Source organism: Klebsiella sp. Sb-30 (genome assembly GCF_057652795.1).
The window spans coordinates 3,787,585-3,806,902 of sequence record NZ_CM172749.1; the positions used below are offsets into that span (position 1 = coordinate 3,787,585).

The following is a 19,318-nucleotide window of genomic DNA, read 5'->3' on the forward strand; positions in this document are numbered from 1 at the left end:
CAGCCTTGCGGGCGGCCTGAATGCGGCTTGCATCATGGTGCTGGAATAAAACGGGCGCAGATGCACCCGCTTGAGGATAAATTCGCAAGCATTTCGTGTTACAGGAAGGCGGCAGGCTTATGAATCCCCGGAGCTTACATAAGTAAGTGACCGGGGGATGAAGCGTAGCCAACGCACCTGTAGCGCGAAAGGTGTAGTGAATTTTAGATTTTGCCGACCAGGTCCAGAGAAGGCGCCAGAGTCGCTTCACCTTCTTTCCATTTCGCCGGGCAAACTTCACCTGGGTGAGAAGCAACGTACTGAGCAGCTTTGATTTTACGCAGCAGGTCAGATGCGTCGCGGCCGATACCTTCAGCGGTAACTTCGATAGCCTGGATGATACCCTGCGGGTCAACAACGAAGGTTGCGCGGTCCGCCAGGCCTTCGTCTTCACGCATGTTGTCGAAGTTACGGGTCAGGGCGCCAGTCGGGTCGCCGATCATCGCATACTTGATTTTCGCGATGGTGTCAGAGCTGCTGTGCCATGCTTTGTGGGTGAAGTGGGTATCGGTAGAAACGGAGTACACGTCTACGCCCAGTTTCTGCAGCTCTTCGTAATGGTCTGCAACGTCGCCCAGTTCAGTCGGGCATACAAAGGTGAAGTCAGCCGGATAGAAGAAGAATACGCTCCAACGGCCTTCGGTGTCTTTTTCGGTAACTTCGATGAATTCACCGTTTTTGAATGCCTGGTTTTTAAAAGGTTTGATTTTAGTGTTAATCAAGGACATCTATACTTCCTCCGTGTTTTCGTTGAGGTCTAAGTTAACGAACTTTTCCTGATTCGACCAATGCGTTTGCATTATCAAATCAATAAGCGATATCTAACAACCGGAACAAGACAGCTTTGTGAACCCGGCGCGACGATCGCCGCTTTTCGTTACTTTTGCATCCCGTGGCACTGAAAGTAAAAAGGCCACCCTATTCAGGCGGCCCCGTTACCTGAAATACCCGCAGGTAGGTTCAGTGCCAGACAAGCTGGCTATGTGTTGCGCTCTACATTACCTTAATGTAACAGCAAGGCCGATTACACCATCCGCAGTATTAAAGGGCAATCCGCCCGCGAGCAGGTCTTACCTATAGCTGTGATAGGCTTCGTCATCTTTTCACCTTACACATTGATTTAACAAGGAATTATCATGTTAAAGCGTCTGTTTTTTCTCAGTTTTTTACCCTTTTTCTGCCAGGCTGAAGATCTCCCGGCTCCCGTAAAAGCGATAGAAAAACAGGGAATTACCATTATTAAGCCCTTTGAAGCACCGGGTGGGGTGAAGGGATGGCTGGGGAAATATCAGGATATGGGGGTCGCTATCTATCTGACCCCCGACGGCAAGCACGCTATTTCCGGCTATATGTACGATGAAAATGGCAATAACCTGAGCGAGCAGCTGTTCCAGAAAGAGCTCTATACGCCGGCAGGCCAGGCGATGTGGAAGAAAATGGAGGCCGCCAGCTGGCTACAGGAAGGGAAAAAGGAGGCGCCGGTCACTCTGTATGTCTTTGCCGATCCCTTCTGCCCGTACTGCCTGCAATTCTGGCAACAGGCCCGTCCGTGGGTAGAGTCAGGCAAAGTACAGATTCGCACGCTGTTGGTTGGCGTTATCAAACCCGAAAGCCCGGCGACGGCCGCCGCAATTCTCGCTACCGAGGATCCGGCGAAAACCTGGCGTGATTACCAACAATCCGCCGGAAAAATGCTTATTAAGATCCCGACTAATCTCTCCCCGGAAAAAATGAAGATCGTCAGCGAGAACCAGCAGTTAATGGATGAACTCGGCGCGAACGCAACGCCGGCCATTTACTACATGAACAAAGATAATATGCTGCAGCAGGTGGTCGGGCTGCCTGAAGCCGACAAGCTGCAGGTCATGATGGGAGAAAAGTAGCCCGCTCAGCTCCTCTTCCTGGCCAGGTTCCTGAGAAAAAAGAACCTGGCTTACGCCTCTCCAGTCATATACATTCAGTATTGGCGAAAAATAAACGCTATTATAAATTCACCAACTCAATTATTACAAAAAAATAAAATACAAAATACTAATAACTTTTATCACCACGACGTAATCCGGATAATTAGCCATGGCGAACCTTTACGGCCTGAAAAAATTCGATCTTAACCTGCTGGTTATTTTTGAATGCATCTATCAACATCTGAGCATCAGTCGGGCGGCGGAAACATTATTTATTACGCCCTCCGCCGTAAGCCAGTCACTGCAACGCCTGCGCACTCAGCTTAACGATCCGCTGTTTATTCGTTCGGGGAAAGGCATTACCCCCACCCAAATGAGCGTCAACCTGCATTATCTTCTCGAAAAAAACTTAAGCCAGCTGGAGAAAACGATTTCTATTGCCAACCCGGACAATTTAAAAAAACGGTTTGTCATTTATAGCCCACAGTTATTTATTACCCCCGACTCTTCACAACTCATCCGTGCCCTCTACCACAGCCGGAATATGCAGATTGAGCATCATGACCTTCAGCTCACCAGCGAATCAGTGGAGAATTTGCTCTCACAGCGCAAGGCGGATCTGATACTCAGTTTGTCCCCCGGTAAAAACGCGGAGACGCTCTGCCAGCCCTTCCACGAGGCTGAAATGGTACTGGTCTGTGGCGAACACCATCCGCGGGCCGATGAACTCAACGACCGGCAGGCCATTATGCGAGAAAGCTTTGCCGCTTATCTTTCCAGTGAAGTCGGGATAAAGAGTTTTTATGCGCAAATGAAAAAAAGCTTTCCTGACCGCAGGATTGCCTTTCGCAGCGATTCTCTGATAGCGATCATCAATATGATTAACCACACCGACCTTATCGGCTTTGTTCCTAAAGCGATATTGACTCCCCCGCTTTTTAATCTGAAATTAAGAGTGCTGCCCGTTCCGCTACCCTCTATTATGATCTACATGATTTATCACCAGACGCAGATAAATACCCCCCTGTTCTCTTCGCTGATCGACAAGATAATCCATCCGCAACCTCAGACAAAAATTCACGCCATGAATGATTAAGTCTAAATTAATAATCCACGCAAATGTAAACGCATAAAAAATGACGGTGGTTATTTTCTGTCGTAGCATGGTATGCAATCAAACCGTCAACTGCAGTTAAGGAACAGAGATCGTGGCATTAATAAAACTTCCATTACCCGAGTCCGTTCTGCAGGCCGCGCAGAAACGTATTGAATGGGTGATGGATAATTTCTCCCGAATCTGTGTCTCTTTTTCCGGAGGCAAGGATTCCACTCTGATGTTACATCTGACCGCGCTTCACGCACGACGTACAGGCCGCAAAATTAGCGTGCTGTTTATCGACTGGGAGGCGCAGTTTTCCTGCACCATTACCCATTGTGAAGCGCTGCGGGAAACATATCAGGATGTCATCGAACAATTTTTCTGGGTTGCTCTGCCGCTAACCACGCAGAACTCACTCAGTCAGTTCGCGCCGGAATGGCAATGCTGGGAACCTGACACCCCATGGGTGCGCCAGCCTCCGCCGCATGCCATTACCGACCCCGGCTATTTTTCTTTTTACGCCCCGGGGATGAGCTTCGAAAGCTTTGTGCGCGAATTCGCCGACTGGTTTTCCGCTAACCGTCCCGCGGCGATCTTAGTCGGCATCCGCGCGGATGAATCCCTTAACCGATTTATCACCATCTCATCGCGTCGCAAACAGCGTTTTGCCGATGATAAGCCCTGGACCACCTCAGCGCCGGGGGGCCACGCGTGGTACGCCTACCCTATTTATGACTGGAAAACCGCTGATATCTGGACCTGGTTTGCCAAAAGCGGACTCGCCTGTAACCCACTCTATGACCTGATGTATCAGGCCGGCGTACCGCTGCGCTACATGCGTATCTGTGAACCTTTCGGTCCGGAACAACGCCAGGGGCTTTGGCTTTATCACGTACTGGAACCTGCGCGCTGGGCCGCTATGTGCCAGCGGGTGAGCGGCGCAGGCTGCGGCGGGATCTACGCCGGCCAGGATAACCAGTTCTACGGACATCGCAAGCTGGAGAAACCCGGACATCATACCTGGAAGAGCTACGCCCTGTTTTTACTCGACAGCATGCCGGAAAAAACGGCCGAACATTACCGGAATAAAATTGCCGTCTATCTGCACTGGTATCAAAAGCAAGGAATGGTGGATATACCTGACCTCCAGACGGCCGATACCGGCGTGAAGGATATTCCCTCCTGGCGACGCATCTGCAAAGTGCTACTGAATAACGATTACTGGTGCCGCATGCTCTCTTTCAGTCCGACCAAAGCCAGCCAATACCGACGCTACCGCGAACGAATGCGTCAAAAACGCCAGCAGTGGGGAATCTTATGCAACAACAAATAATGCAGGATCTTGAGCGCTATCTGAACACTCTCCAGGATGCAGAACGCGTGGAGGCGCTGAACGCTTTTCGCCAGCTTTTGCACAATTACAGTCCGTTCAAATCACATCCCGTTGACTGTGTGCTGTGGGTCAAGCAGGAGAGCGTTTCGCCAAATGACTACAACCCCAACAACCTCGCCCCGCCGGAAAAACGTCTGCTGCTCACTTCGCTGGAGACGGACGGTTTTACGCAACCCATTGTGGTGCTCAGACAAGATGAGGCGCGCTACACCATCGTTGACGGATTCCATCGCCACGAGCTCGCCAGAAACAAAGCGCCGTTAAAAAAGCAGTTGAACGGCTATCTCCCGGTTACCTGCCTGGAAAACCCTTCTCCCGGCCGCGATACGCTGATGGCCGCCACCATTCGCCATAACCGCGCGCGGGGCCGCCATCAGATCCCCGCCATGTCCGCGATCGTCCATGAGCTGGCAAACCTGGGCTGGTCAGACGCGAAAATCAGTCAGGAGCTGGGTATGGACGCTGACGAGGTGTTACGCCTGAAACAAATTAACGGTCTTGCCGAACTGTTTGGCGACCGGCAATTTTCTCAGGCGTGGACCGTAAAATAGCTACAGCTGGCAGAGACGTTCCGCTGCGGCCAGCAGAGTTGCCGGCTGTTTTGCAAAGCACAGGCGGATGAGCTGGTGCGGGAACGGATCTGCGCAGAACACCGACAGCGGGATCGCCGCGACGCCCACTTCGGTCGTCAGCCAACGGCAAAAGCTCACATCGTCGAGATCGGAAATCGCGCTGTAGTCAGCCAGCAGGAAGTAGGTGCCCTCGCAAGGAAGAATCTCCAGACGGCTGCTGCGCAGGGCATCGACAAACAGATCTCGCCGCTCGCGGTAGAATTCCGGCAGCTGGCGATAGTGCTCCGGCTCATGGCGCAGCATATCGGCGATTGCCAGCTGGGCAGGCGTATTCACTGCGAAAGTCAGATACTGATGAACCTTGCGCAGCTCGGCGCTTATCGCCGCCGGCGCCACGCAGTACCCCACTTTCCAGCCGGTCATGTGGAAGGTTTTACCAAAAGAAGAGACCGCCACCGCCCGTTCGCGAAGCTGAGGGTGTGCCAGTACGCTGGCGTGCCCGTGCGACGCAAAGCAAATATGCTCATAGACCTCATCGCTGATCACATAAATTTGATGGTCAGCAATCGCCTGCCACAACGCGGCAAAATCCTCGCGCTGCCAGACCGTCGCCGACGGATTATGCGGCGTGTTCAGGATAACCAGCCGGGTGCGCTCGCTAAGCGCTGCGGCAAATTCTTGCCAGTCAACGCGAAAATGGGGCGGCTGCAGAGCGATACGTTTCAATACGCCGCCGGATAACTCCACGGCCGGCGCGTAGCTATCGTAGCTTGGGTCAAAACAGATGACCTCATCGCCGGCGCGTACAAGCGCGGTAATCGCCGCATAGAGCGCTTCGGTTGCCCCCGCCGTAACGGTAATATCGCTGTTGGCATCCGGGCGATAGCCGTACAGTTCGGCGGTTTTGTCGGCAATCGCTTCACGCAAAGCCGGGACACCGGTCATCGGCGCGTACTGGTTAGCCCCCTGAGCGACATGATACGCCAGGCGCTCCTGCAGGTAGCGCGGCCCGTCAAAGTCCGGGAACCCCTGCGACAGATTGATCGCCCGGTGTTCCTGCGCCAGTGCGCTCATTTGTGTAAATATGGTGGTGCCAAGAGAAGGAAGTTTACTTTCAGGAATCAGTGGCTTATTGCTCATTTTATAATTACCGATTGTAATGCTGTTGTTGAAGCCACTATAACACGATGTTAATATTTGGCAATCAAGACGCTTAGACGTCTAAATGATAATGTTATGCCGGTTCTCGCCTGAAGCAGCCCATCACGGCGCACCGCCCACTCTGGAGAAACCATGATCCGCGCTATCGTGACCGATATTGAAGGCACCACCAGCGACATTTCTTTTGTCCACAACGTTCTGTTTCCGTACGCCCGCGAGCGGCTAGCGGCCTTTGTCACCGCGCAACAGTACGCCGAGCCGGTGAAGACGATCCTTGATAATCTGCGAGCGGAAATCGATAACCCCGCCGCCAGCACCGCCGAACTGATTGATACCCTGCTGGCCTTTATGGACGAAGACCGCAAGTCAACGGCGCTCAAGGCGCTGCAGGGTATTATCTGGCGCGAAGGCTATGTTAATGGCGACTTTACCGGCCATCTCTATCCGGACGTTCTGCCCGCGCTGGAAAAATGGAAGTCCCAGGGAATTGATTTATATATATATTCCTCTGGCTCCGTCGCGGCGCAGAAATTGTTATTTGGCTACAGCGACGAAGGTGATATTACTCATCTGTTCAGTGGCTATTTCGACACCTTGACGGGAGCCAAGCGAGAAACGCAGTCTTATCGCAATATTGCCGAACAGCTGGGGCATCATCCGGCGACGATTCTGTTCCTCTCCGATATTCATCAGGAGCTGGATGCGGCAGAAGCCGCCGGTTTTCGTACGATCCAGCTGGTGCGCGGCGACCGCGATCCTGCCAGCCATCACCCGCAAGTTCAGCGTTTTGACGACATTCATCCGGAGCAGATCCCAGCATGAGCGCATTAACGATTTATTCAGAAAAAGACGCCGGTACCCCTCTCTGGCATAGCACCGACGGCGATGAAATTCAGCAGCAGCTCAACGCCAAAGGCGTGCGCTTCGAACGCTGGCAGGCCGACCGTGATTTAGGCCCCTCTCCGACATCCGAGGCGGTGCTTGAAGCCTATCAGCACGCAATAGCGAAGCTGGTGGCGGAAAAGGGCTACCAGAGCTGGGACGTGATCAGCCTGCGCGCGGATAATCCGCAGAAAGAGGCGCTACGCGCGAAGTTCCTCAACGAACACACCCACGGGGAAGACGAAGTCCGCTTTTTTGTTGAAGGCGCCGGGCTGTTCTGCCTGCATATCGGCAACGAAGTGTTTCAGGTGCTGTGCGAGAAGAACGATCTGATTTCGGTACCGGCCAACACGCCGCACTGGTTTGATATGGGCCCGGAGCCTGACTTCACCGCTATCCGTATTTTCGACAACCCGGAAGGCTGGGTAGCGAAATTTACCGGCAACGATATCGCCGACGCCTACCCGCGGCTGGCCTAACGCCGCAATTCAATAGCGCCGGGTGGCGGCTTCGCCTGACCCGGCCTACTGCATCCCCTCCTTCCCGTCGGTCCGCGCAAGCGAAGCGCCGCCGGGCAATTCCCCGTTCCTACTCCCGAATAAACCTCGGCGGATCGAAGGCGGTAATCGGCGGTAGCGGTTCACGCCATGGTTCGATCTCCACCCGGCAGGTCTGGGCGCTACAGCCCTGTCCCAGGCGCGAACTGCCGCGATCTTCGGTCAAGACGTTCGGATTGCCATGCTTGTCCAGCGAACCTTTGACCTTCGGATCCAGCGGATCGTACCAGGCTCCCGTTGACATCTGCACCACCCCTTCGAGGATCTGCTCGCTAAGATGCACCCCGGCGAGAATCGCCCCGCGGGCGTTATACACCTTCACCACGCTACCCTCGACGATGCCCCGCGCCTGCGCATCCTGCGGATGCATCCACAGCGGCTCCCGGCCCTGAATTTTCGTCGCCCGGCTGACGCTGCCGTGATCGTACTGGCTGTGCAAACGGGTGCGCGGCTGACTGGAGAGCAGATGCAGGGGCCAGCGCTCGGCCTCCGTCTGCTGCCGGGCCGCCTCTTCTGCATCCCACCACGGATGGCCCGGGCATTCGCGATAGCCAAAAGCGGCAATCGTTTCCGAGTAGAGTTCAATCTTGCCTGAAGGAGTGGAGAGCGGATAGCGCTGCGGGTCGGCGCGGAACTCCGCCAGAAAGACCTGCGGTTTTTCCGGGGCACGGTATTCCAGCACGCCCTGCTGCCAGAACGCATCGAACGAAGGCAGCTCAATCCCCTCTTCCTGTGCCCGCGGCCGGGAGTCTTCGTAAATCTGCCGCAGCCACTGGCCGGCATCCCGCCCTTCACTAAACCGCTCGCCAATGCCCAGCCGTGCCGCGAGATCGCAGAAAATCGCGTAATCGTCGCGCGCCTCGCCCACCGGCGGGATCTGGGCGCTCATAGCGATCATAAAGCCGTCGTGCCCACCGCTGCCGATATCTTCACGCTCCAGTGAGGTGGTTACCGGCAACACGATATCGGAGAATTTAGCCTGCGCGGTCCAGTACTGCTCGTGGACCACCACCGTTTCCGGCCGCCGCCACGCTTCACACAGCTGGTTGAGATCCTGGTGGTGATGGAACGCGTTCCCCCCCGCCCAGTACACCAGGCGGATATCAGGGTAGCGCAGATGCTGGCCGTCAAACTCGTACTCCTCGCCGGGATGCAGCAGCATATCCGCCAGTCGCGCCACCGGGATCACGCTGCTGACCGCATTTTCCCCGGCCGGTAAGCGCGGGCCGGAGAACGCTTTACGCGCGGCTCCCGCCAGGTTGGTGCAGGCGTAGCCAAAGCCCAGCCCGCCGCCCGGAGTGCCAATTTGCCCCAGCAGCGCGGTCAGCGCTACCGTAGCCCAGTAGGCCTGTTCCCCCTGGCGCGCGCGTTGAATGGACCACGAGATATTCACCATCGTGCGCTGGCTGGCCATCATCCGCGCCAGAGAGACGATCTGTTGTTCCGCGATACCGGTAATCGCCGCCGCCCAGCGCGGCGTTTTCGCTATCCCGTCGCTCTCCCCGAGCAGATAGGCGCGATACGGTTCAAAACCTACCGTATGGCTGGCGACAAACTGCGCATCGTACAGTGATTCGGCTATCAGCACGTGGCACAGCGCCAGCAGCAGCGCCGTATCGGTGCCCGGACGAATCGCCAGCCACTGCGCGCTCTCCACGGCGCTGAGATCGTTACGCACCGGGCTGATGTTAACAAAGCGCGTTCCCCCCTCCTGCATTTTATCCAGCCAGTGCTTCAGCATATGGTCATTGGCGCCGCCGCCGTTGACCTGCGCATTACGCAGCGGTAAACCGCCGATGGCGACAAACAGCTGGCACTCGCGCGCCAGCTCAGAGAAATGAGTGTGCTGGCGGTGCAGCGGACTGAGCGGCCCGAGCACATGCGGTAAAATGCGTTCCCCGGCGGCGCTGCTGTAGGTATTAGTGCTGGCGGTGTAACCGCCGAAGGTTTTCAGGAAACGATGCAGCTGGCTCTGGGCGTGGTGAAAACGTCCGGCGCTGGCCCAACCGTAGGAGCCGCCAAAAATCGCCTCGTTGCCGCAGCGCGTCTTCACCGACGTCAGCTCGCGGGCCAGCAGATCAAGCGCCACCTCCCAGCTCACCTCCACGAAAGGTTCTGTGCCACGCCCCTCGCGGGAAGCCGGGCCATTCTTCAGATAGCCTTCTCGCACCGCCGGACGGCGAATGCGCGCATTGCCGGTGACCGCATCGGGGAGCGATTGACCGATACGTGAAGGAGACTTATCCCAGGGAACCGGCGTGACCGCAGCGATATGGCCATCGCGGGCCTGAACCTGCCAGGTTCCCCAGTGCATCACGGTCAGATTATGCTGTTTTCTCATAGTGCCTGTTTTCTTCTCACCCGCTAAAGAGCGCTATAATAGAGCGCGATGCTCGGCAAGATAAAACGCCACCCGCCATATAATATGCTGGATATATAGCAATTAACCCCTCACACTTCCCGGCCCGACAGGTTATTTACCAGATTTCACATCAGCTAAACCATAATAATTAAGCAGCAACGATTATTTGCACTGAAAATAACGCATCAGCTTTAATATCCACAATATAAAAGAGGGTTAAATTATCCATCATGAAATATTTTCAGCTTGTCGATGATAAAATTAAGTTTTCCTCGGCTAATCCTGCGATATAACATTACTGGAATAACTTAGACGTATTTCGTATTTGAGGTTGCGTGCTCGTTATTGTCATGCTACGAGTCCGCAGCTACCTTCATCACAGGATCATAATAAGAATGTCGCAGAGAAAAAAATTATTACCCGCCGCGCTGGGTCTGCTCTCGCTCGTCTCCGTTAGCGCGTCAGCCGCAGAAGCCCTTTCGCTCCAGGGGAAGACCATTGGCGTCGCCGTGGTTGGCACCCAGCACTTCTGGGATCGTGAAGCCTATAAAGGCGCCACCGAAGAGGTAGAGAAACTGGGTGGTAAAGTGATCGGCGTCGATGGCGGCCGCGATAATCAGGTCCATGCCAACAACCATGATATTTTACTGTCACGTAAAGTCGATGCGGTAATTAGTATTCTCGGCGACAGCGCTGTCGAACCTAAATTCAAAGCGCTGCGCGACGCTGGCATTCCGGTATTTACCGTCGATCATGTGTCAAAATACTCGGTCAATAACACGACTTCCGACAACTACACCCTCGGTTCAACCATTGGCCGCTATATGGCGGACGAATTAGGCGGTAAAGGCAACGTTGCCGTATTCAATGCGTTCTCCAGCTCCCTGCGTATTTGCGGGATTCGTTACGATCAGTGGAAATATGTCCTTAAGGATTATCCGGACATTCATATTATCCAGCCGGAGCTGGCCGAACAGTTTGCCAATTCCCCGGAAGACGCGCGGAAGAAAACCCTCGAATTACTCAGCCAGTATCCTAAAGGCAAACTCGATGCCATTCATGTCGCCTGCTGGGATCAGCCGGCCATCGGTATCGTTCAGGCGCTGGAAGAGACCGGCCGCGATAAAGATGTGAAGGTTACCGCTATCGATGCCGGTCCGGAAACGCTGGAGATCATGGCCGAGCCGAATAGCCCGTTCGTCGCCAACGTGGCTCAGCAGCCGCATCTGATTGGCCAGACCTCCGCCGATAACGTCGCGCGCTACTTCGCCAAAGAGAAACTGCCGCTGCAGACCTTTATTCCGGTGGTCCCGGTCAAAGGGCCGCAGGAGGCGAAAGCAGTCTATAAACAGCTGGGATATGGCGAACTGCAGTGATCACTCAATCCTCCGGCGGGACTCACCCCGCCGCTGGTCTGGCGATGAACCAGATCAGCAAAAGCTTTGCCAACGTGACTGCATTAAATGCGGTCACGCTGCTTCTGAATCCCGGCGAAATTCACGGTCTGATCGGCGAGAACGGCGCCGGAAAATCGACGCTGATCAAAATCCTCGCGGGCGTTTACCAGGCCGATAGCGGCAACGCCACCCTCGACGGCGCGCCGCTGCCGCTGGGTAATCCGGCGGCGATTGAAGCGCTGGGCATCCGCGTCATTCACCAGGAGCTCAATCTGATCCCCCACTTTACGGTGGCGGAATCGGTGTTCCTCGGCCAGGAGTACCGTACCCGCTGGGGGGCGCTGGACCGGCGGCGAATGAATGCCGCCACCGCGGCGTTTTTCCGCGACAGCTGGCAGCTGGAAATCAATCCTCGCCGCCTGATCCGCGACCTCAGCCTCGCTGAACGCAAGCTGGTGCAGATAGCCCGCGCGCTGATCGACGGCGCGGCAAAGCTGGTGGTATTCGATGAGCCTACCGCACCGCTGGAAGCGCAGGAAGCCAGCCTGGTCTCCTCGGCGATTCTGCGCCTGCGGCAGCAGGGGATCGCGATTCTCTATATTTCTCACTATCTCAATGAAATCGCCGCCCTGTGCGATCGCGGCACGGTACTGCGTAACGGCGAGGTCGTCGGCTACCCCGATCGGGCGCTCCTGCAGAACACCGACGCGCTGATTAAAATGATGGTCGGGCGCGATATCGAACAGCTCTATACCCCGCGTCAGAGCAGCGCTCATCAGGTCGATACCGCCGTGCCGGTCCTGTCGGTACGCCAGCTCAGCGACGGCGCGCAATTAAACGCTATTACCTTTGATATTCAGCCGGGAGAGATCGTCGGCGTCGCCGGTCTGCTGGGCGCCGGCCGCGACGTGCTGGTCGATCTGCTTTACGGGCTGCGCCGCGCCCGCAGCGGCACGATTAGCATCGACGGCCAGCCGAAGCGGCTGCGTACGCCGTATCAGGCCACCCGCGCCGGCATGGCGCTGGTGCCGCGCGACCGTCGCCATCAGGGGCTGATTCTTCCCTTCTCCACCGCCGACAATATTAATCTCGCCTCCCTGCCGCAGACCGCCACCTTCGGCTGGGAGCATCGCGGCCGGGCGCTGGAAAAAGCGCGCAGCTGGATCGACCGGCTCTCGATCCGCCCCGGTCGTCCGGAACTGCCGGTGCGTTTTATGAGCGGCGGCAACCAGCAAAAAGCCATTCTGGCCCGCTGGCTGGGTACCGACGCACGGCTCTTTATTCTCGATGAACCCACTCTTGGGGTCGATATCGGCGCCCGCAGCGATATTTATCAGCGCACCCGCGAGCTGGCGGATCGCGGACGCGCGGTACTGGTCTCCTCCAGCGATGCGCCGGAGCTGCTGGGCCTTTGCGACCGCATCCTGGTGATGTGGCGCGGCGAACTGGTGGCTAATCTTCCGACCCGGGGGCTGACGCTCGACGCGCTGCTGGCGACGATTAACGGTGGACAGGAACAACAGGTATGAGTGCAGATATCCAGCGCCGCCCGCTTCCGGGCATAACGACGCTTATCGAAAAATTCCCGCTGATTCTCTTTTTTGCACTGCTGGTCTGGCTCAGCCTCCAGTCGCCTTTCTTTTTAAGCTGGCAGAATATCAGCATGATGCTGGTGCAAAGCGTGCCGCTGGCGATCCTCTGCTTCGGCCTGGTGTGCGTGATTGCCGTCGGCGGCGATGACGTGGTCTCCGGCGGTATCGACCTCTCGCTTCCCGCTATCGCCGTGCTCGGCGTCGCCCTGCTGAGCCTCGGGATGGTCGAATGGAACACTCCGTATCTGCTGCTGTTACTGCTGCTGATCGCGGTCTCCCTCGCCTGCGGAGCGGTGAACGCGATACTGGTGCTCGCCGCCGGCCTGCCGCCGCTGCTGGCGACGCTGTCGACTTCCGTCGCCTTTACCGGCCTGACGGATCTGCTGACCGGTCAGCGGCGCATCGCGGTCAACGACCCGCTCATGGTCGCTTTTCGCGACAACGCGGTGCTCGGGGTTCCCTGGCCGCTGATCTACCTGCTGGCGGTATTCGTGCTGTTTCAGTTTTTGCTCCATCACTCTCGTTTCGGCCAGCACTTACAGGCGGTAGGCGGCAACCGCGATATGGCGCAGATGAGCGGCCTCAACGTCCGTCGTCTGACGATTATGGTCTGGCTACTGGCCGGGATCGCCGCCGGGCTGGCGATTTTGCCGCTGCTCAGCCAGGGCTCCGGTAGCTCCAGCGGCACGGCAACGCCGTTACTGCTGGAAACTGTCCTCGCCACCTTTATCGGCGCGGCGTTCTCGCGGCGTCGCGTGGTCACCATCTGGGGGGCGCTGCTCGGGGCGGTACTGGTCAACGCGCTCTCCAACGGCCTTGGCCTGCTGGGGGTGAATATCTTCTGGATGGGCGCCATCAAGGGTGGCCTGATCCTCATCGTCCTGGCGGCCTCGGCGGTCAGGCATCAAGGAGGCCGCTGATGAGTCAGCTGACGCTCAAATCCTCAGCCAACCGGTCGGGCAGCAGCCCGCTGGCGTGGCTGTCGCGGGCCGGGTTCGGCATTATTACCCTGCTGGCGGTCGCCCTGTTTGGCTGGGCCAACCCGGTCTTTCTGACCCTCGATAACTGGGCGAATTTACTCCAGGGAAGCGCCATTCTGCTGATTGTGGCGATGGCGATGACCTTAATCGTCAGCGCCGGCGCCATCGACCTGTCGGTAGGCGTGGCGCTCGATTTCGGTGCCGCCTTTGCGCTGGTCGCCTTAAAAACCTGGCACCTGCCGTGGCAGGCGGCGGTGGGCTGCGCCCTGCTTGGCGGGGTGATGATTGGCCTGCTGAATGCCTTCCTGATCCTTATCTGCCAGATTCGTCCCTTCCTCGCCACCCTCGGCACCTGGTTTATCGCCAGCAGCGCCGAACGCATCTATACCGACGGCGGCGGCTCTATCTCCTACCGCAGAATGGCTCCTGAGTATCATGACCTGGCGGTCGGCAATATCGCCGGCATTCCGACGCCGGTGGTGATTGTCCTCGCGCTGGGGCTGGCAGCCTGGCTGATAACCGAACGCACGCTGTTTGGCAAATATGTCCGCGCCATCGGCCAGAACGGCGAAGCGGCGCGCATCGCCGGGATCCGCGATCGCCTGACTCTGCTGTGGGTACTGGTGGCGGCCTCGGCGCTGTGCGCCGTCGGCGGCGTTATTCTTTCCGCCAACCTGCGCCAGTTTACGCCGCTGGCCGGTCAGGCCTATTTGATGGACGCTATCGCCGCGGTATTTATCGGCACTGCCTTTAACCGACTGGGTCGGGTCAGCATCGCCGGTACCCTCGGCGGCGTGCTGTTCCTCGCCATTATTGATAACGGCCTGAACCTGATGGGGCTCAACTACCTGGTGAAAGATGCGCTGGTTGGCGTGATTCTGGTGGTGGCGCTGGCCCTCTCCTTCTGGCAGGCGCGTCTGCGCCAAACCCATCGTTAAGTGGAGCATCTATGGCAGCCTTTGACGCCGTCTTTGTCGGCCTGACTATTCTTGATATCGCCGGTCGCCCGGTGACGGACATCCCGCCGCGCGGCGGGGTGGCCTTTATCGAACAAATTCGCCTTAACCCTGCCGGTACCGCCGCCGGAGCCAATATTAACGCCGCAAAGCTGGGCATTCGTACCGCAGCGGTCGCCTGCCTTGGCGAAGATGAAAAAGCCGATTTTATCCTTGCCAGCTATGCGCGGCTGGGGATCGACTGCTCGCTGATCCAGCGCACGGCGCAGCAGGAAACGTCAGCGACGATCCTGCCGATCCGTCCCAACGGCGAGCGCCCGGCGCTGCACTGCCGGGGCGCTTCCGATGCCCTTTTCGTCGGCGAAGAACAATTTGACGCGATTCTCAACTGCCGCTTCCTGCACCACGGCGGCAGCGGCCTGCTGGCGGCGATGGATCGCGGGCAAAGCGCCCTGCTGCTGCAAGAGGCAAAGGCCCGCGGCGTCACCACCAGCTTTGATTTGATCGCCCCCAACGAGCAGACTCTGGATCTGTTGCGCCCGCTGCTGCCGTCGGTGGACTATTTTATGCCTTCGCTGGAAGAGGCAAGCGACCTCAGCGGGCGCACCGACCCCGCCGACATCGCCCGTTTCTTCTTCGATCTGGGCGTCGGGACCTGCATTCTGAAGGATGGCGAAAACGGCTCGTGGCTGCTGAGCGGCGACGGTGGCGTCGAACATATCGCACCGTACCGGGTCGATGCCGTTGATACTACCGGCTGCGGCGACAGCTACTGCGGCGGCTTTATTGCCGCGCTGGCCCGCGGGATGAGCGTGAAAGAGGCCTGTGAAGTCGCCTCCGCGGTCGCCGCGCTGGTGGCGACCGGGTTAGGCTCAGACGCCGGAGTGGTCGACTGGGATCATACCCTGGCGTTTATGGCGGCCAACCGGGCCGGATAATCTCCGGCCCGCGGCTTAGCGCCACTGATAGAGCAGCGGCTCGCCAGCGACATAGCGCTGGAGGTCGGCGGCAATCATCGCCGTATGCTTAGCGATGCTCTCCCGCGTCGCCCCGGCAATATGCGGCGTGATGATCACGTTAGCAAACTCAGTGATAAACAGATGGTCGCGCCACAGCGGTTCACGGTGATAGACATCCAGCGCCGCGCCGCCGAGCGGGCCATGACGCAGCGCGTGAATCAACGCCTCTTCATCCACCACCGCCGCCCGCGAGGTGTTAATCAACAACGCGCCGGGCTTCATGCTATTCAACAACGCCGCGTTCACCAGACCATCGCTGTGCGGGCCGCTGCTCAGATGTAAGCTCACGATATCCGCCGCGCGGAACAGTCCCTCAAGCGTTGTTTTCTGTAGACCCGGCTCGTTGATCTCTTCGGCGGCGACAAACGGATCCACTACCAGCACCGCCATGCCAAACGCCCGCGCAATACGCGCCACCCGGCGACCGATATTGCCATAGCCAATCAACCCCAGGGTTTTGTTGCGCAGCTCGCTGCCTTTAAATACTTCATAGGGACTCTCCGGGCTCACGTCCCACACTACATCGCGGCGCAGTCCGCTCTGCGTGGCCTGCGTGGCGTTCTCGGCGCGGGTAAACTCACCGCGTTTCAGCGCCGCATGGGACTGCGGAATATGCCGCGCCAGGCTCAACATCAGCCCAATGGTCAGCTCCGCCGCGGCGTCCGCATTGCGCCCCGGCGTATAGAGCACGCGGATACCACGGGCCTGAGCGGCTTTGATATCAATGTTCACCGGATTGGCGCGGGTGCAGGCGATGACCTGCAGTCGCGGGCAGGCGGCAATCACCTCTTCCGTCACATCGTCATAGCTGGTGATCAGAACCTCGGCATCATGGGCCAGCTCAATCAGCTGGCCCGCGCTCAGTTTCGGTTTGCCCAACGCCCAGCCTTCCACCAGCAGCTCGCCGAGTTGCTGAAAGGCTGCGAGATCGCCGGAATGTTCGGCGGTAAAAACGATTTTCATGAATGTTGTTCCTGAGAAAGACGGTGAAGAGCATCCTGTCGGGCCTGCCAGACCGGCAGCATCTGCTCGCGCAGCAGCCGGTAAACCGGGTACAGGGCAGCGTAGCGGGCGTGGGCCTGCGGATCGGGCTGATAGCGGGTCTGCTCCAGCCGGGGATAGTGCGCCAGCGCGCCGACGCTGCGGGCGGCCAGAATCGCCGCCCCGCGCGCGCTGAGTTCATTAAAGGTACTGGAGACCACCGTGCGCCCGGTACAGTCGGCAATGATTTGCAGCCAGGTTGCCGAGGCCGCGCCGCCGCCAGTCAGGTACAGTTCGCCCCCCTGCGGATAGCCCTGCAGCGAGTCGACGATGGCGTAAGCCAGCCCTTCAAACACCGCCCGCTGCAGTTCCGCGCGGGTGGTATGCTGGCTGATGCCAAAATAGCCGGCCCGCGCATCGGGGCTGAAAAACGGCGCGCGTTCGCCGTTGAGGTAGGGCTGCCAGAAGACGCCGCCGCTGCCCGGTTCGACATCGGCGATAGACTGCTCCAGCAGCTGGAGGTCCGCCGTCAGGGAAATATGCTGTTGCAGCCAGTCAATATTCGGCGTACCGGCCTGCATCGGGAAGAGATTGATAAAGCTCCCCGACTCGGTGTGGGTGACATAGCGAGTCCCCTCATTCACCGCCTGACGACCGTGGCAGACAATCCCGGTACAGCAGGTGGTGCCGAGAATGGTGTAGATATCGCCATCGTTGACCGCTCCGCAGCCCAGCGCGGCGCTGCAAACGTCGAGCGCGCCGGCGGCCACCGGCGTGGCGGCGGGGAGTCCGGTGAGGGCGGCGACCTCATCGCGCAGCGTGCCGGCCGGCGCATCGGGGGCCAGCCGCGGCGGGAACAGATGCTGCAGATCGGCCAGCCCCATTTCATTAAGCACAACCGCCGACAGTTCGCCGCTGTGCTGATTGAGCAGCGAAGTGCTGGCGTCGGTAACATCCAGCGCCGCCACCCCGGTTAAGCGAAAACGCACCCAGTCTTTGGCGAAAAACAGATAGTGCGCCTGCGCCAGCCGCTCCGGTTGATAATGCCGGAGCCAGCTCAACTGCATGCTGGTATTGCACGGCTGCAGGTGAGTGCCGGTGTCAGAGAAAAAGCGCCGGTCGAAACCCGGACGGCGTAACAGCTCGCTCATCAGCTCGCGGCTGCGGGTGTCGCTCCACAGGATCCCCGGGCCCACCGGTTCGCCCTCGGCATCGCTCAACCAGACGCCTTCGCCCTGCCCGGCAAGGCCGATCGCCCGCAGACGTCCGGCCTTCAGTTCCGGCTGTCGGGCAATCTGTTGCAAAATGGTCAACACCGACTGCCACAGCTGCGCCATATCCTGCTCGGCATGACCGTTCGCCGACAGGCGCGGGCCGGTATTCTCCGCCGCGCTGGCCCGTGCCTGAAAATGCTCATCAAACAGCACCGCTTTAACGCGCGAGGTGCCGATGTCGATTCCGAGATAAAAATCCATGCCTGACCCGTTAGTGGAGTGAAATTTAGTCGCGCTCGTAGCGGCGACGCATCAGCTCGCACTCGAACAGAAACTCCAGTCCTTCCAGCTGACGGCGGGCCTCATTAATATCTTTGCCCCAGCAGGTCAGGCCGTGGCCGCGCAGCAGGAAGCCATAGCGCAGCGGATTGGTCTGCGCATAATCTTCAATGCGCGCCGCCAGGGCGTCGATATCCTGGTCATTATCGAAAATCGCCACCGGGACGGTATCGAGATGACTGTGCTGACCGGTCAGGGTTTTCTGCATTTCATAGCCCTGCAGCGCCAGCGTCCCGCTCTTCTCGATGCGCGACAGCACCGTCGCGTTGACGGTATGGACGTGCAGCACGACGTTAGCCTCAGGGAACAGGCGATACACCAGGGTATGCAGACCGGTTTCAGCAGAAGGTTTACGCCCGGAAGGCGCTTTATTGCTGGCGATCTCGACCTGGAGGAAATCCTCCGTCGTCAGGCTGCCTTTATCGCGTCCCGACTCGCTAAGCCAGCACCAGGTCTCATCCTGACGCACCGACATATTGCCGCCGGTCGCCGGCGCCCAGCCTTTCGCGCCGATCCAATGACAGGTGGTGACCAGTTGCGCGAGTCTTTCTTGCCACATAGCAGTTCCTTAGTTTAGCGATGTTAATTTGAGAACCTTTACGGCAGGTGTTGCAGGCAGTCTCGACACCGACAGCGCGGCACACCCGGAACGTACACCGGGTACGTGAGAGGGTGAGCCTGCCCAGGTCCAAAATGGCCAATAAAATAGCCTGGAGAAAGGTTCTTTAGCCGTCTAAATGGCTATTTACCCGATACTAACACCGCCAGCTTAAGTGAACAATATTTCAGGAAAGGCTTACATTGATAATGGTTATATCAGAAATGCATATGAAATTACTGCTTTTAACAATGATATAACCGAACGTTTTCA

General features: G+C 58.0%; 17 protein-coding genes. 11 read left to right on the forward strand and 6 right to left on the reverse strand.

Translation table 11 applies throughout. The features are described 5' to 3' along the window. Window positions 1-203: 203 nt before the first annotated feature. Entirely contained in the window at window positions 204-767 is a 564-nt protein-coding gene (ahpC, locus tag AC236I_RS17755; RefSeq protein WP_004859485.1) for an alkyl hydroperoxide reductase subunit C, read from the reverse strand. 408 nt (window positions 768-1,175) lie between these two features. On the opposite strand from ahpC, the gene dsbG reads away from it, so the two are divergent. The 4 genes from dsbG (at window position 1,176) to AC236I_RS17775 (ending at window position 4,986) form a co-directional block, all read left to right on the forward strand. Further along, on the forward strand, window positions 1,176-1,922 hold the full coding sequence (gene dsbG / locus AC236I_RS17760) for a thiol:disulfide interchange protein DsbG (protein ID WP_004859480.1): 747 nt from the start codon (window positions 1,176-1,178) through the stop codon (window positions 1,920-1,922). A gap of 190 nt (window positions 1,923-2,112) precedes the next feature. Further along, on the forward strand, window positions 2,113-3,039 hold the full coding sequence (gene citR, locus AC236I_RS17765; RefSeq protein ID WP_004859477.1) for a DNA-binding transcriptional repressor CitR: 927 nt from the start codon (window positions 2,113-2,115) through the stop codon (window positions 3,037-3,039). 112 nt (window positions 3,040-3,151) lie between these two features. Continuing rightward, window positions 3,152-4,375 (forward strand): phosphoadenosine phosphosulfate reductase, encoded by a 1,224-nt coding sequence (locus tag AC236I_RS17770; RefSeq protein ID WP_004859472.1) that lies wholly within the window; start codon window positions 3,152-3,154, stop codon window positions 4,373-4,375. After that, on the forward strand, window positions 4,360-4,986 hold the full coding sequence (locus AC236I_RS17775; protein WP_044023555.1) for an IbrB-like domain-containing protein: 627 nt from the start codon (window positions 4,360-4,362) through the stop codon (window positions 4,984-4,986). Before AC236I_RS17770 ends, AC236I_RS17775 begins: the two co-directional genes overlap by 16 nt. On the opposite strand, the gene AC236I_RS17780 is transcribed toward AC236I_RS17775, so the two are convergent. Then, a complete protein-coding gene (locus AC236I_RS17780; protein WP_162661861.1) occupies window positions 4,987-6,132 on the reverse strand; it encodes a pyridoxal phosphate-dependent aminotransferase in 1,146 nt (381 codons plus the stop codon). A 168-nt stretch (window positions 6,133-6,300) separates the two neighbouring features. Here AC236I_RS17780 and mtnC point away from each other — a divergent pair, with 168 nt between their 5' ends. Both mtnC and AC236I_RS17790 read left to right on the forward strand, forming a co-directional pair. Further along, window positions 6,301-6,990, forward strand: a complete 690-nt coding sequence (gene mtnC, locus AC236I_RS17785; RefSeq protein ID WP_004859463.1) for an acireductone synthase — start codon at window positions 6,301-6,303, stop codon at window positions 6,988-6,990. After that, the gene (locus tag AC236I_RS17790; RefSeq protein ID WP_015584906.1) at window positions 6,987-7,529 is read left to right on the forward strand and encodes a 1,2-dihydroxy-3-keto-5-methylthiopentene dioxygenase; all 543 of its coding nucleotides are present in this window, start codon (window positions 6,987-6,989) and stop codon (window positions 7,527-7,529) included. Before mtnC ends, AC236I_RS17790 begins: the two co-directional genes overlap by 4 nt. Window positions 7,530-7,638: 109 nt before the next feature. Here the strand turns inward: AC236I_RS17790 and AC236I_RS17795 are convergent, their stop codons facing one another. After that, on the reverse strand, window positions 7,639-9,948 hold the full coding sequence (locus AC236I_RS17795) for a molybdopterin-dependent oxidoreductase (protein WP_069476137.1): 2,310 nt from the start codon (window positions 9,946-9,948) through the stop codon (window positions 7,639-7,641). A 416-nt stretch (window positions 9,949-10,364) separates the two neighbouring features. Between AC236I_RS17795 and AC236I_RS17800 the strand changes: the two genes are divergently transcribed. Genes AC236I_RS17800 through AC236I_RS17820 form a run of 5 tightly spaced genes read left to right on the forward strand, consistent with a single transcriptional unit; the run spans window position 10,365 to window position 15,832 of the window. Then, window positions 10,365-11,345 carry a sugar ABC transporter substrate-binding protein gene (locus AC236I_RS17800; protein ID WP_048024613.1) on the forward strand — a complete coding sequence of 327 codons (981 nt, stop codon included), beginning with the start codon at window positions 10,365-10,367 and terminating at the stop codon, window positions 11,343-11,345. 44 nt (window positions 11,346-11,389) lie between these two features. Continuing rightward, complete coding sequence (locus AC236I_RS17805) at window positions 11,390-12,895, forward strand: sugar ABC transporter ATP-binding protein (RefSeq protein WP_155075374.1); 1,506 nt, start codon at window positions 11,390-11,392, stop codon at window positions 12,893-12,895. After that, window positions 12,892-13,878, forward strand: a complete 987-nt coding sequence (locus tag AC236I_RS17810) for an ABC transporter permease (protein ID WP_032716874.1) — start codon at window positions 12,892-12,894, stop codon at window positions 13,876-13,878. The genes AC236I_RS17805 and AC236I_RS17810 overlap by 4 nt, the downstream gene beginning before the upstream one ends. After that, window positions 13,878-14,876, forward strand: coding sequence for an ABC transporter permease (locus tag AC236I_RS17815; protein ID WP_004859447.1), 999 nt, complete (start codon window positions 13,878-13,880; stop codon window positions 14,874-14,876). Before AC236I_RS17810 ends, AC236I_RS17815 begins: the two co-directional genes overlap by 1 nt. A gap of 11 nt (window positions 14,877-14,887) precedes the next feature. Beyond that, complete coding sequence (locus tag AC236I_RS17820) at window positions 14,888-15,832, forward strand: carbohydrate kinase family protein (protein WP_004859445.1); 945 nt, start codon at window positions 14,888-14,890, stop codon at window positions 15,830-15,832. A gap of 15 nt (window positions 15,833-15,847) precedes the next feature. Here AC236I_RS17820 and AC236I_RS17825 read toward each other — a convergent pair whose 3' ends face one another. The 3 genes from AC236I_RS17825 to AC236I_RS17835 are packed head-to-tail and all read right to left on the reverse strand — an operon-like array spanning window position 15,848 to window position 19,006. Next, the gene (locus tag AC236I_RS17825; RefSeq protein ID WP_487608565.1) at window positions 15,848-16,876 is read right to left on the reverse strand and encodes a 2-hydroxyacid dehydrogenase; all 1,029 of its coding nucleotides are present in this window, start codon (window positions 16,874-16,876) and stop codon (window positions 15,848-15,850) included. Further along, window positions 16,873-18,369, reverse strand: coding sequence for an FGGY-family carbohydrate kinase (locus tag AC236I_RS17830; RefSeq protein ID WP_004859438.1), 1,497 nt, complete (start codon window positions 18,367-18,369; stop codon window positions 16,873-16,875). The genes AC236I_RS17825 and AC236I_RS17830 overlap by 4 nt, the downstream gene beginning before the upstream one ends. 25 nt (window positions 18,370-18,394) lie before the next feature. After that, window positions 18,395-19,006, reverse strand: coding sequence for a methylthioribulose 1-phosphate dehydratase (locus AC236I_RS17835; RefSeq protein WP_004859435.1), 612 nt, complete (start codon window positions 19,004-19,006; stop codon window positions 18,395-18,397). Between the last annotated feature and the right edge of the window lie 312 nt (window positions 19,007-19,318).

What these genes read in the sequence shown, in the direction of transcription:
- AC236I_RS17835 (WP_004859435.1), bottom strand. Translation starts at nt 19,006, where the DNA reads ATGTGGCAAGAAAGACTCGCGCAACTGGTCACCACCTGTCATTGGATC.
- AC236I_RS17805 (WP_155075374.1), top strand. Translation starts at nt 11,390, where the DNA reads ATGAACCAGATCAGCAAAAGCTTTGCCAACGTGACTGCATTAAATGCG.
- AC236I_RS17825 (WP_487608565.1), bottom strand. Translation starts at nt 16,876, where the DNA reads ATGAAAATCGTTTTTACCGCCGAACATTCCGGCGATCTCGCAGCCTTT.
- AC236I_RS17775 (WP_044023555.1), top strand. Translation starts at nt 4,360, where the DNA reads ATGCAACAACAAATAATGCAGGATCTTGAGCGCTATCTGAACACTCTC.
- mtnC (WP_004859463.1), top strand. Translation starts at nt 6,301, where the DNA reads ATGATCCGCGCTATCGTGACCGATATTGAAGGCACCACCAGCGACATT.
- dsbG (WP_004859480.1), top strand. Translation starts at nt 1,176, where the DNA reads ATGTTAAAGCGTCTGTTTTTTCTCAGTTTTTTACCCTTTTTCTGCCAG.
- AC236I_RS17810 (WP_032716874.1), top strand. Translation starts at nt 12,892, where the DNA reads ATGAGTGCAGATATCCAGCGCCGCCCGCTTCCGGGCATAACGACGCTT.
- AC236I_RS17820 (WP_004859445.1), top strand. Translation starts at nt 14,888, where the DNA reads ATGGCAGCCTTTGACGCCGTCTTTGTCGGCCTGACTATTCTTGATATC.
- AC236I_RS17830 (WP_004859438.1), bottom strand. Translation starts at nt 18,369, where the DNA reads ATGGATTTTTATCTCGGAATCGACATCGGCACCTCGCGCGTTAAAGCG.
- AC236I_RS17800 (WP_048024613.1), top strand. Translation starts at nt 10,365, where the DNA reads ATGTCGCAGAGAAAAAAATTATTACCCGCCGCGCTGGGTCTGCTCTCG.
- citR (WP_004859477.1), top strand. Translation starts at nt 2,113, where the DNA reads ATGGCGAACCTTTACGGCCTGAAAAAATTCGATCTTAACCTGCTGGTT.
- AC236I_RS17790 (WP_015584906.1), top strand. Translation starts at nt 6,987, where the DNA reads ATGAGCGCATTAACGATTTATTCAGAAAAAGACGCCGGTACCCCTCTC.
- AC236I_RS17795 (WP_069476137.1), bottom strand. Translation starts at nt 9,948, where the DNA reads ATGAGAAAACAGCATAATCTGACCGTGATGCACTGGGGAACCTGGCAG.
- AC236I_RS17815 (WP_004859447.1), top strand. Translation starts at nt 13,878, where the DNA reads ATGAGTCAGCTGACGCTCAAATCCTCAGCCAACCGGTCGGGCAGCAGC.
- ahpC (WP_004859485.1), bottom strand. Translation starts at nt 767, where the DNA reads ATGTCCTTGATTAACACTAAAATCAAACCTTTTAAAAACCAGGCATTC.